The organism is Deltaproteobacteria bacterium (assembly GCA_016213065.1).
Taxonomy (GTDB): domain Bacteria; phylum UBA10199; class UBA10199; order SPLOWO2-01-44-7; family SPLOWO2-01-44-7; genus JACRBV01.
Genome location: JACRBV010000038.1, coordinates 1 through 12,783, shown reverse-complemented (window position 1 = coordinate 12,783; position 12,783 = coordinate 1). Strand labels below are relative to the sequence as shown.

The window sequence follows — 12,783 nt, the reverse complement described above, 5'->3', positions numbered from 1 at the left end:
TCGGGGAGACGCACCCCAAGCGGCTGGCAGGACCCGCATTTTCCACCACACCTTTTAAAGCTTCGCAAAATATTTCCGGTTTGACACATTGTTCAGGTAAAAGAATTTTTGCAACGTGTCCTTTTTCAAATTGATAGGCGGCACCAAAAACTTCTCCGCGTTTTGCATCTAAAATTACGGAAACAGGCCAATGGCTTAGCGCACCATTATGGGCCAACGCAAGCAGAGAGGAAACCCCCACCACAGGCAAATGATGAACGTGGGCAAACCCTTTGAGGGTCACAAGACCAATTCTCAAACCCGTGAAAGAGCCGGGGCCAATCGTCAATGCCAGTCCATCCAAATCGGATATTTTCCAACCCGTTTTTTCAAAAAGAACGGAAAGTGCGGGCAAAAGACGTTCGGTATGTGTTGCTTCCACATTCAGTTGCATTTCAGCAACAAGATGAGGTCCCTCCACAAGTGCAATGGAGCCCATTCTGGTTGAGGTATCGATGGCGAGAATTTTCATCATAAATGGAGGTCATCCTGAACCCTTCGCCACCATTGTCATCCTGAGCCCGAACAGATTCTTCGCTTCGCTCAGAATGACAAAGCGAAGGGCTCAGAATGACAATCTTCAATGAAAAAAGAGGCGTTTCAAATCATTGAATGTAACGAGCAAAATTAAAGTCAGCAACAAAACAAGTCCCGTCTGCTGGGCAATGATCCGTATTTTTAAACTTAGAGGGCGTTTGCGGACGGCTTCAATCATAAAAAAGAGAAGGTGTCCTCCGTCGAGCATCGGGATCGGTAAAATATTTAAAACTGCAAGTTGGATACTCAAAAAAGCGGTGAAATAAAGAAAATCAGCCACACCGGAAGCCGCCGCCTTTGACAAAGAATAGGCAATCTGGACGGGCCCGCCTAAATTTTTGTAGGAGAGTTCAAAAGTTACAAGTTTTTTCAACACCTGAAAGGTCAGAAGAATATTTCTAATGTTTGTTTTGCAACCGGCCTCTATCGCTCCAAGGAAAGAATAGTGACGTATCTGCAAAGGCCCCATTTCCATGGTCTCAGGACCTTTGATCCCCAACATCCAGCGTTTTGCTTCCGCATCCCATTTCGGTTGGATGGTTAAATTTTGTCTCACTTCTTTTATAGGGGCTCGCGTCGCCCCCTCCAACGGCAAAGCCGTTGGAGCCGCCCCCTCGCGTTCGCTTTGCTCACTTCGCAAAACTCGCAAAACTTCAATCTGAATTGCTTCTCCCTGATGGACATTCACGGCATGAATCAATCCATCCCAACTGTCAATGGGTTGTCCTCCAACAAGGGTGATTTGATCCCCTGCTTGAAGGTGGGCGTCAGCGGCAGGACTTTCTGGCATAATTTCTTTGACGATGGCAGAAGGCGCTTTCCCGAAATATTTTTCAATGCCAAGGTAGGAACCCTCCCCTCCCGGCAGTGTTGCTGTTTCGACAACAATTTCTTTTTTGGTCCGTGGTCCATGGTCCATAATCCACGGTCCTCTCTCAATTTCCAGATTGAGCGTTTTGTTTGGTGCCGTAATGGCAATGGCCTCCAGAAGCCCTTCCCACGTTGCGACGGACTTTCCATCGAACGCAACAATAAGATCTCCGATACCGAGACCCGATTTCTCGGCGGGAGAACCGGGCAAAACGCGCTCGATAACCGGCGGCTCTTTAAAAAATGCGGGCTCCTGTTTTCCGATCAGGAAGACAAGTGGCATCACAATAAAACTCAACAAAAGATTCATGAAAGGCCCGGCCATGACAATAGCCGATCTGGCTTTGACCGATTTGTTGACAAAGGCGGTTTTGTCATCGGGGGAAACCTGCGATTCGTCTTCATCCCCCTTCATTTTGACAAAGCCACCCAAAGGAATGAGCGAAATGCAAAAATCGGTGCCTTTGGAGTCAATTAGCCCCGAAGGGGCGTTGAGGGGGAGGCTCTGCCGGCTTTGCCGGCGGAGGGAGCGACGCAAGCCCCTGTAATGAAAACCGAAAATTTTGGGACCGAATCCGATTGAGAATTTTTCGATTGCCACACCCCTGCGTCTGGCAATCCAAAAATGACCGAACTCATGAACTAAAACCAGAATTCCAAAAGCAATAATGAAGGAAAGAATGGATGTTATCATTTTAAAGTTTGTTGACGAGGACCTCGGCGGTTTCTCTTCCCCACTGATCAGCAGCCAAAACATCGTCCAGAGAATTTAAAGGTGTGGGTTGATGTTGATTGAGTACCTCTTCCACGAGTCGAGGAATTCCAATAAAAGAGATGCGGCGTTTTAAAAAAGAGGCAACGGCCACTTCATTCGCCGCGTTCAAAACACAAGGACAGGTTTGTCCCATCTCCAACGCTTGTCTTGCCAAACTCAAACAGGGAAAGCGCTTCGTGTCGGGCTCTTCAAAAGTTAAAGGAGAACTCGTGATCAAATTAAGAGGTCTTACATCGGTGGAAATTCGTTCCGGATAGGACAAGGCATAGGCAATCGGAACGCGCATATCCGGAGGGCCTAGTTGTGCCAGTACCGAGCCATCAATATATTCCACAAGTGAATGAACAATGCTTTGCGGATGAACTTTCACCGTAATTTTTTCAGGAGGAAGAGAAAAAAGCCAGTGTGCCTCGATCACTTCCAATCCTTTGTTCATTAACGTGGCGGAATCGACCGTAATTTTTTCGCCCATGCTCCAATTCGGATGTTTCAAAGCCGACTCCACGGTCACATTTAACAAGTCCTGTAACGGGAGATTGCGAAACGGTCCACCGGAAGCCGTCAAAATAATTCGCAAAACTTCCTCTGCTTTTCCTTCCAACACCTGATGAATGGCGCTGTGTTCGCTATCTACCGGAAGAAGACGGCCGTGATAGGTTTCCACGCAGTCGGTCATGACTTTTCCGGCCGCGACCAGTGATTCTTTATTGGCAAGGGCCACCGTTTTGCCCGCTTTCAACGCGGCGTAAGTTGGTTTCAAACCGGCTGTGCCAACGATGGCTGATAAAACAATATCGGCCTCGGGAAGAGTCGCAAGTCTTAGGATATCTTCTTCTCCCCAGCCAATTTTACCGAACATGTGGTCTTTGAGTCTGTCTGCCAAAGCTTCCGCGGTTCCCTTCTCGCGCACAACAACCCATTCGGGTTGAAATGCTTCCACCTGTTCCGCCAATTTTTTAATGTTTGTCCCCGCGACCAAACCTAAGACCTTAAATTTGTCCGGGTGCTGGCGGATGACATCCAAAGTATTGGTGCCGATAGATCCCGTGGAGCCAAGAATGACGACTTTTTTCATGGGGCGCCTGTATACCAGAGAAGGAAATAAAAGAAAGAGGGAACAAAAATTAAGGCGTCGAGGCGATCCAGTGCTCCGCCGTGTCCCGGAATTAAATGACTTGCATCTTTCACTCCAGCACTTCTTTTAATCAGCGACTCAAAGAGGTCTCCCAGTGCGGCCACAATGCTGATGGAAGCTCCGATAATAATGAGATGCCACCAACTCTGATTCCAGAAATATATTCTGCCCTGAAAAAAAAGTTGCGTGGCCAACCACAAACCAAAAACGCCGCCGCACAGTCCTCCAAAAAATCCTTCCCACGTTTTATTCGGACTGATGACCTCTGCCAGTTTATGACGGCCTATCGATTTCCCGACCAGAAAACCAAATGTGTCCGTCAAACAGGCGGGCAACAGAACCAGCAGGACCCATTCTTTTCCCAACCCTTTGAGCCAACTCCAAAAAGGAAGTGTGAGCGCCAGATAGCAGACACCCAAAATGACCGCCCCCATATCCAGAGGAGACCGATTTTTCATGCCCCAAAGAAACGTGGCAAAAACAATTGAGAGGAGACCTATAAGAAGAATTTCTCTGGAGGGAAACCACGTCATTAGCGAGGCAAAAACAAGTCCCAGAAAAAGTGTGAAAAAACGGGGCCCCTTATTTTGAAAAATGAGACTCGCATATTCCCAAAGCCCCACGCCCGTTGCGACAAGAATAACGATTTGAAAAGGAAAAAGAGGGAGAAACCAGACGGTGGCTAAAACAAGCGCGGACAAAATAATCGTCGAAATAAGTCGAAGCATTTAAAGTTGTTCACTCGTTTTTCCAAAACGGCGTTCTCTTTTGGAATATTCTTCCAGAGCTTTTGCTAATTCTGAGGGATTAAAATCGGGCCACATTGTTTTGGTGAAATATAACTCAGTGTACGCCAATTGCCACAAAAGAAAATTGCTGAGACGATGTTCGCCGCTGGTTCGAATCAATAAATCAGGATCAGGAAAATTTTTGGTGTCCAAATATTTTGAAAATGTTTCTTCTGTCACTTCATTTTGTTCTTTGTTTTCTTTCAAACAACGATTGATCCCTCGCACGAGTTCATTTCTGGCGCCATAACTTAGGGCCAGAATTAAATTGAGCTCTTTTCCATTTTTTGTCAGTTCTATCGTTTCAGCCAAAGTTTTTTGAGTGCTCGCGGGAAGTCGTTCAATGTCCCCAATCGTCTGAAGACGAATTCCATTTTTCAGCATCTTCGATTGTTTTAATTTGAGGAATTCTTCGAGCAGAAGCATCAGCATTTCAACTTCATCGGGCGGGCGGCGCCAATTTTCATCCGAGAAAGCGTAGAGAGTCAGATAGGGAATTTTTAATTCCCGAACGGCAGAGACAATATCATCCACCGTTTCAACGCCTTTGCGGTGTCCTTCAAAACGCGGCAGACCCTGCGACTTGGCCCAACGCCCATTTCCATCCATGATGATTGCGATATGTTTGGGAAGCATCTTAAACCGACATGATATCTTTTTCTTTGTGCTGAACAAGTTGATCGACCTTTTGCACATATTCATCGGTCATTTTTTGAACCCGTTCTTGTCCCTTTTTGAGTTCGTCTTCGGACAGCTCTTTCGCTTTTAAATGTTCGTTGGAATCACGGCGCACCAAACGAAGCGCCACGCGACACTCTTCCGCGTGTTTTTTGACGATCTTCACCAAATCTTTGCGGCGTTCTTCATTAAGGGGTGGAATGCTGAGCCGCACAATTTTTCCATCGTTGGAGGGATTCAGTCCCAAACTGGCTTTCTGGATCGCCTTTTCAATTTCGGAAATAATTTTTGATTCCCACGGAGCGATCGTAATCATTCTGGGCTCCGGAATGTTGAGAGTTGCCACCTGATTTAACGGTGTCAGAGTTCCATAATAATCGACTTTCACGTCATCGAGAATACTAAGAGAGGCTCTGCCGGCGCGTACTTTGCCCAGTTCCTGTTTGAAGAGAGTCAACGCCTTTTCCATGTGTACTTGTGTTTCTTTAATAATATTTTCCATAATCCATCCTTTTGGGTTTTAACGAGTTTTTGAAAAAACTCTTGTCCCTAATGGCTCTCCCAAAAGAACCTTTTTGAGATTGCCATGTTTAAACATGTTAAAAACAACGATGGGAATGTTTCCATCCATACACATCGAGACGGCGGTGGCATCCATTACCCTCAAGCTTTTCTTTAAAACATCTATATAAGTCAATGATTTAAAAAGTTTTGCCTTGGGGTTTTTTTCAGGGTCTGCATCATAAACTCCCTCCACTTTTGTGCCCTTCAAAATGACTTCCGCTTGAACTTCCCTAGCTCTCAAAGAAGCGGCCGTGTCGGTGGAAAAATAGGGATTGCCTGTCCCGCCCGCGAAAATAATGATTCTCTTTTTTTCCAAATGCCTGATCGCGCGCCTGCGAATGTAGGGTTCCGCCACTTGTTGCATTTCAATCGCGGAAAGAACACGGGTGAAGACGCCCTCTTTTTCCAAAGCATCTTGCAGGGCCATGCTGTTGATAACGGTGGCCAGCATTCCCATGTAGTCTGCCGTGGCGCGGTCCATGGATTGGGCTTGAGCGGAAAGTCCCCTGAAAATATTTCCACCACCGATCACGATGGCGATTTCCACACCCAGACTCTGAACATCTTTAATTTCTTTCGCGAGGTTTTGAATAATGGGAAGGCTCAGACCAAAACGGACTTTTGGGTCCATCAATAATTCGCCGCTTAACTTTACAAGCACCCGTTTATATTTTGATTTTGCCATAGCTCTTATTGTGTCATTCCTCGCTGTGCTTCGAATCCAATTTGTTATCAAGTCGATCCTTCACGGAGTTTACCCTGAGCACGAGCAGATTCTTCGCGGAGTTTATCCTGAGCCAAAGCAGATTCTTCGCTTCGCTCAGAATGACAAAGCGAAGGGCTCAGAATGACAATGATGGCGAAGGGTTCAGGATGACATATTCAACACTAAGCCCCAACTTGCAATCGGACAAATTTTTCTATTTTTGCTGTTGGGGCTTTCAGCTTCAGCCACTCTTTAACGCTCTTCTTTCCTTCCGGGTCTTTTACAAAAACTTGTTCTTCCAAACAGGTCTCACCATAAAATTTGTTCAATTTTCCCGCAAGGATCTTTTCCTGAATCTCAGGAGGTTTTTTGAAATCAAGAGTGGCGCTTTGAATTTCTTTTTCTTTGGCCACCACTTCTGCCGGTACTTCTTCGCGTTTAAGATAACGAGGACTCATTGCCGCCACATGCATGGCAATTTCCTTCGCGGTATCAGTTGTTAATGCACCCGAGGGGTCGGTGAGCAAAACCAGCACGCCAATTTTGGAACCCGCGTGGAGATAAAAACCAATTTTCTCCGCGTCTGTTTTTGTTTCCCAGCGCGTAAAACGCTTGACCTGCATATTCTCGCCAATCTTCGCAATGAGACCCGTTACGGATTCTTTGACAGTATCTTTTCCATTAAACGAAGTGCCAAGCAGTGCTTCCAAATTTTCAAAAGGTTTTTGACGAATGACACCCGTCAGTTTGGAAACAAAATTTTGGAAATCATCGGTTTTAACGACGAAATCGGTTTCGCAATTAACTTCCACCAGACAGCCAAGCTTCCCTGATTCATCATAATAATTTCCAAGAATTCCCTCGCTCGCCTGGCGCGATGCTTTTTGCTGGGCCACTGCCAGACCTTTTTTGCGTAACACTTCGATGGCCTGCTCCATATTTCCCTTGGCATGTTCGAGAGCTTTTTTGCAATCCATCATTCCGGCATTGGTTTTTTCGCGCAGTTCTTTGACCGCACTGGGTGTGATGTTCATAAATTATCCGTGTACGTAGGCTTTGGCTTGGGTTTTTATTTCACGCTCGGTGACAAAAGCTGTTGGTTTTTCTTCCCCCTCAGGGCGATTCTGTTCTTTCGCGAGAGCGGCTTCTCTTTTGCGCAAACCCTCTTCGCACGAATCGGCGATGGCTTTTGTAATAATTTGAATGGAGCGGATGGCGTCGTCATTGGCAGGGATGACGTAGTCAATCCCTTCCGGATCACAATTGGTGTCGACCATTGCAACCACCGGAATTTTCAAACGACGCGCCTCTTTTTTGGCAATCTCCTCATTTTTTGGATCGATGATGAACACGCAACCGGGAAGGCGTTGCATGGTTTTGATTCCACCCAGAATATGATCCAATTTGGCAATTTCTCTTTCAATGGTGAGACGTTCTTTCTTTGTGAATTTTTCGAAATCGGGAGAGGCCGCCTGTTTTTCAAGGGCTTCCATGCGGTCGATCGAGGCTTTGATTGTTTTGAAATTGGTGAGCATGCCGCCGAGCCAGCGATTGATCACATAAAACTGGCCTGTTCTTTTTGCTTCTGTTTCAATGCAAACACGCGCCTGTTTTTTGGTTCCGACAAAAAGTACCTGATTCCCCAACGCAACCGTTTCGGCTACGAAGTGACACGCTTTTTTCAAACCATTGGCTGTTTGTTCCAAATCCAGAATATGAATGCCGCCCTTGATCGAAAAAATATAGGGACGCATTCTGGGATTCCAACGACTGACTTGATGACCGAAGTGGGCTCCTGCTTCCAAGAGTTCCTGCACCGAGACTGCTGTAGACATGTTTTCTCCTTTGGTTTGGCTTTTTGTAGGGGCTGAGCGAAGCCCCTCCGAAGGCTTTGCCGTCGGAGCCTCCCCCTCTCGCAAGCTTGCTCGCTATTTATATTCTTGAAAGAAGACGGTTGCTAGCATAGCTTGGTGAAAATGCAAGTAAAAATCCCGACTATGGACCATGGACCATGGACTACAGACCAATCCTCTTCCCGTTTTTGGTCCCTAGTCCCTAGTCCATGGTCCATAGTCCTATTTCTGCTTCTTATCAGTCAAATCTCTTTCGCCAAAACTCCTCAGACCGATTGGGAATTTTACCAAAAGGATGGACATCGTTCCTCTACTTGGGATGCTTTGGTGGAGGCCGGTTTTAGTGCCTTTGATTCCAATAATTTTAATGTGGCCCTGAATTTTTTGGAAAGAGCGCGCGCTTTGGGATGCAAAGACGGACTCGTTATGTTCAAACTCGCCAATTATAAGGAGTTGCAGGGGGATCCACAGGAAGCAATTTGTCTCTTGAAAGAAGCAGAACCTCTTTTGCGAAACCGTTATGCCAAAAATCCTGCCACCCAATCGCTTGCCGAACATTTGGGAGGACTCTATTATCAGACAGGTCAATATGATCTGGCCCTTCCCCAATATCTGGAAGCGATACGCTTCGGCGGAGAAAATTTTTTAAGGCTTTACCTTGTGGGACAAATGTACCGGATGAAAAAATCGCCCAAGGAGGCCATTGCCTATTTTGAAAAAGCGGTGAAGTTTGATCCTCCGCCCACAATACCCCAGATTAAAATTTTGGCGCAAATTGAATTGATGAAACTTTATTACGACAACAAAGAAGAAGACAAGGCACTGCAAATGGTCAATCTGGTTTTGACCCAAGACCCGCAAAATCAAACCGCCCTCTCCTACCAAACCAACATCTCCGCGCGCAAAACAAAAGCCAAAGAGCGCGAAATCCTAAAAAACGTCATTGATCATCAATAAATCGGTACAAGATGTCTTTTTGTCAAAAGTGTTTTGGGTAATTTTTTCATTTCTTTTGAGGCTTGGTACACATCCATGGCCTTCTGTGCATTCAACCAAAATTCGGGAGTGGTATCAAAAGCGGCGGCCAGCTTGATGGCAAGACTTGCCGTTAAAGCTGTTCTGCTATTAACAATACGATTGATGACTTTGACATCGCACTCAATGTGATCAGCCAATTCTTTTTGGGTAAGACCCAATGGATGAAGATACTCCTCTTTCAGTATTTCTCCCGGTGAAGTCGGTTTTCTTTTCAGGCGAATCATAAAAAATTTCCTCCTTATTAGCTATCGATGATAATCCATGATGCGTACACTACACTATTCATTTATTTTGTCATTCCGGCGAAAGCCGGAATCTAGCAATTTATTTCTGGATCCCGACTGGAGCCTGCCCCGTACTACGATACGGGGTCAGGATGATGTTTTTAGAGACCGACAATACAAAAAAAGCACCCCGGCGGCTCTTTCGAGCACAACCGGGGCCTTTGGGGGAGCTTGTTAAAATGTCATCCTGAGCCGTAGGCGAAGGATCTACTTGGCATCAACAGGATTCTTCGCTTCGCTCAGAATGACAAGAGTGTTTTCGCAATGACAACCGGAATATTCTATTCAACATCACCAGAACTCCAAACACATACAGCATGCTGGCTGGGTCTAGAGGATCGTTGCCCGTCAGAGAGAAACAGCCTGTGCTTCTGCCTGTGGTAGCGTTGCCAATATTGGCCGACAAGTTACAGGTGCCACCGGCGCACATTTCCTGTTTGTCGTTCGCACCGTCACTGTCTGTGTCAGGGTTTCTTGAATCGGTTTCCAAGAGAATGTTGGGATTCTTCGCATCCTTATCGAGAATACCATTACAATTTAAGTCTTCGCCGCGAATACATTCCATGGTTCCATCCGCGCGTGGCACTGGGTTGTTACCGTCGCACAATCCGTCACCATCGGTGTCGGCACTCATCGGATTGGTATTGGCACCCGGAGAATAGGATATCTGGAGCACCACCTGCGCTGTCTTGATTTGACCATTGGCCATACGAATGGTGACCGTGCTCATCGCGGCTTTCAAAGAGGTGGCATCGGTAAGACCCAGTTCTTTGTCATCCGAGATACAATCCCCATCGGAATCGGCCTTGAGCGGATCTGTACCCAATTGTTTTTCAATTCCGTCAGAGAGATGATCTCCGTCAGAGTCAGGATTGAACGCATCCGTTTCACCAGGGTCGCGGCGACCATTTTGGTTAAGGTCTTCCACAACATCAGACAAACCATCGCCATCGCTGTCGATGCCCTTATCGACACCATTATCTGAAGGTCCAAGGCAGGAAAGGTCTGAATTTGTGGCACAACCCGGTTTTTCATCTTTATCCGAGATGATGCCATCATGATCGGTGTTTTTGGCGCAAGGATTCGAACTGTTTTTATCCATGATTCCACTGGTTCCGTATTCTTGAGAATCGGCCAGACCATCGCCATCGCTGTCTTTGGCGAGCGGGTTGGAGACCATGTCGATTCCCTCGGCTGGGAAGCCATTTCTGATGAGACCGAATACATCCGCATCTTTGGAGTAAACTCCTGTGACTTCAATACCGTCTTTGATACCATCGCCATCGGTATCGGGATTGAGCGGATTAGTTCCGATTGGTGTGATTCTGTTATTTTTCAGCATTTGAACCAGTTCTGGTTTTGTATGGCCCGGTTCAATTTTGACAAAGGTCTCGCACCCTGCTCCAGATTGGTCTCCGTAGTCTCCGGAAGCGGTTGGACTGTCACCTTTCACCTCAATGCTATCCGGCAAACCATCATCATCGGTATCAATATTAGCAGGATTGGTGTGCCATTGTTTAACTTCGACTAAATCACTGATATTATCTTCATCTGTATCCTTTTTAAGAGGATCTGTTTCTGTTGTAGATATCCCTGCGAGTCCGCGTACGGGCTCATAGATACCGTTTAATGCTAATGCGCCTGCTCCATTATCTTCCTCTCCATCTTTCAATCCATCCTGATCTCTATCCACAAAGAGCATCAAGTATTTGTTACTCAGGAAAACGCTACGCAATGCATTGCGCTGTGTATCGGTCATGCCGGAATCATCGCTTGGGTAAACATCCCCACCGGCAATTCCAAGGGCATCTTTATGGAAAGGATCCAAGTCGATGGCATCAGGTACACCGTCACCATCGGTATCTTTGCTATATGGGTTGAGAATTTTCCCGCCATTAACATCGGCACCGAAATTACATTGACCCGTCGGGTTTTCCACGCAATCTGGAATACCGTCTCTGTCAATATCGGTGCAAAGGTTGCGGATGGTTGCCGCTGATTCTTTGAAGAGGAGTGGGACATTATCTGTGTCGAGTTGTAAGGTTGTGTGGGATCCGGTCGCTCCTCCCGCAACATATTTGTCAGGGAGATTTTTGAAAATTTCGTATGGCACGCAGGTCAATTGGCAGACACTGTTCGTCATGGTTCCGGCACAAACATCATCATTAACGCCGTCTCCATTGGTGTCATCCAAGTAGGGACTTGTTTCACCTGCGTTTGATTCATAGGCACCATCAAAATTGGTTTCGGAACGAACGCTGTCATTTCTGCAAACCAAGGCCATGAGATTTTCATTAGCTCCGACGGAACGAATAAAATCATGTTCCACTGGTAAGCCGGAGAAATCGTTCTTAACACGGTAGATTCCGTACTTGGCGCCCACATCTGATTTGCCCGCGTCGATCAAAATCTGTGTACATTCTACATTGACATTATCTTTATCGCGGTAAGGGACAAGGTTACCAATACCTCCCCAGATATAGAAGTGAGCTTTGGCACCCGGGATGAAAACACGGGCGCGGTCTTCTTGATAATCTCTGAGAGAGTCATTATCACTCATATCGCTTGAAGCATTGGACTGACCGTCACCGTTCACGTCGCAAAGGTCAGCAACCGATACATGGGAACTCGGAATAATTCCATGTCCGCAGAAAGGTTGGTAAGGATCAAAGCGTTTGCTAACGCTGTCCCAACGTCTGTGGTTGATGGTTCCGCCCAAACGTTCTGCAGAGTCGGGAATACCGTCTCCATCGGTGTCGGGTTTCATCCAGCAAGAGTATTCGCCTGCATCACACTCGCAGTTTCCGTTAATGTCTTCATCACGATCGTCGATACCGTCGCCGTCACTGTCATAATGAAGTGGCGCAAGAGTTCCAATTGGTTTTGCCAATTTACACTTTTGCTGTGTTTTGTAACCAAGTCGAATGTAATCCCCACCTTGGGCCCCTGGGTTGGAGCCGCCACTGCCAGATCCGGAACCTGAGACACCACTTGCTCCGCAGTCCAGCGTTGCACCAGGAGCGGTTTCTTTAACTTCTAACAGACGGCTGGAGCCACCAATATTATTGGAGCTCAGCTCAGGAACGAGTGAGATCAACCCAATCGAAGACAAACCAAAGTCGGAAGAAGGTTTCAAAACAAAAGAGAAAGCGCCTTTGTTGTAACTGCCGCTTGTATCTACACCCATCCCGTTTGCACCGATGGGAACAATATAGCTTAAGAATTTTGCGTGTTTTTTCCCGTCGTTTGAGGAATCTGCGGCATAAACCTGAATGCGTTTAACACCGGACACACCGTCAGCAGAGCAACCCAGTGTATCACCAGAGGCAAGTTGAACAACACGTCCCTGAATTTGCCATGCCACAGGATCCGTATCGGTGCTTGTTTTTTGAATAGTATCAATGCGCACCCGCACCGGGTTTGCCGAATTGATGAACGATTCACTGCCGATGCTGAAGAGCTCAAAGTCTTGTTCCGCAGTATCGGTGGCCAAATCATCAAACAGAGCGAGTCCTG

General features: G+C 46.7%; 12 protein-coding genes. 1 reads left to right on the top strand and 11 read right to left on the bottom strand.

The features are described 5' to 3' along the window. From tsaB to rpsB, 9 genes are all read right to left on the bottom strand, one after another. Positions 1-514, bottom strand: a 514-nt coding sequence (gene tsaB / locus HY877_02080) for a tRNA (adenosine(37)-N6)-threonylcarbamoyltransferase complex dimerization subunit type 1 TsaB (GenBank protein MBI5299072.1), incomplete at its 3' end; no start/stop codon positions are given. Between the two features lie 105 nt (positions 515-619). Continuing rightward, a complete protein-coding gene (locus HY877_02075; GenBank protein ID MBI5299071.1) occupies positions 620-2,140 on the bottom strand; it encodes a site-2 protease family protein in 1,521 nt (506 codons plus the stop codon). Between the two features lies 1 nt (position 2,141). Next, positions 2,142-3,296 carry a 1-deoxy-D-xylulose-5-phosphate reductoisomerase gene (locus HY877_02070; protein MBI5299070.1) on the bottom strand — a complete coding sequence of 385 codons (1,155 nt, stop codon included), beginning with the start codon at positions 3,294-3,296 and terminating at the stop codon, positions 2,142-2,144. Then, complete coding sequence (locus tag HY877_02065) at positions 3,293-4,084, bottom strand: phosphatidate cytidylyltransferase (protein ID MBI5299069.1); 792 nt, start codon at positions 4,082-4,084, stop codon at positions 3,293-3,295. The genes HY877_02070 and HY877_02065 overlap by 4 nt, the downstream gene beginning before the upstream one ends. Next, a complete protein-coding gene (locus tag HY877_02060) occupies positions 4,085-4,840 on the bottom strand; it encodes an isoprenyl transferase (GenBank protein ID MBI5299068.1) in 756 nt (251 codons plus the stop codon). It lies immediately after the preceding gene. After that, a complete protein-coding gene (frr, locus tag HY877_02055) occupies positions 4,782-5,327 on the bottom strand; it encodes a ribosome recycling factor (protein MBI5299067.1) in 546 nt (181 codons plus the stop codon). Before frr ends, HY877_02060 begins: the two co-directional genes overlap by 59 nt. A gap of 15 nt (positions 5,328-5,342) precedes the next feature. Further along, positions 5,343-6,071: a UMP kinase gene (locus HY877_02050; GenBank protein MBI5299066.1), complete on the bottom strand. Its 729-nt coding sequence runs from the start codon at positions 6,069-6,071 to the stop codon at positions 5,343-5,345. Positions 6,072-6,274: 203 nt separating this feature from the next. Then, positions 6,275-7,126 (bottom strand): elongation factor Ts, encoded by an 852-nt coding sequence (locus tag HY877_02045; GenBank protein MBI5299065.1) that lies wholly within the window; start codon positions 7,124-7,126, stop codon positions 6,275-6,277. A 3-nt stretch (positions 7,127-7,129) separates the two neighbouring features. Next, positions 7,130-7,927 carry a 30S ribosomal protein S2 gene (gene rpsB / locus HY877_02040; protein MBI5299064.1) on the bottom strand — a complete coding sequence of 266 codons (798 nt, stop codon included), beginning with the start codon at positions 7,925-7,927 and terminating at the stop codon, positions 7,130-7,132. A 162-nt stretch (positions 7,928-8,089) separates the two neighbouring features. On the opposite strand from rpsB, the gene HY877_02035 reads away from it, so the two are divergent. Then, on the top strand, positions 8,090-8,902 hold the full coding sequence (locus HY877_02035; protein MBI5299063.1) for a tetratricopeptide repeat protein: 813 nt from the start codon (positions 8,090-8,092) through the stop codon (positions 8,900-8,902). Here HY877_02035 and HY877_02030 read toward each other — a convergent pair. Both HY877_02030 and HY877_02025 read right to left on the bottom strand, forming a co-directional pair. After that, positions 8,896-9,207, bottom strand: coding sequence for a HigA family addiction module antidote protein (locus HY877_02030; GenBank protein MBI5299062.1), 312 nt, complete (start codon positions 9,205-9,207; stop codon positions 8,896-8,898). The two genes, HY877_02035 and HY877_02030, sit on opposite strands and share 7 nt — an antisense overlap. Positions 9,208-9,484: 277 nt before the next feature. Continuing rightward, positions 9,485-12,783 (bottom strand): hypothetical protein (locus tag HY877_02025; protein MBI5299061.1); only part of this gene is annotated, 3,299 nt, incomplete at its 5' end.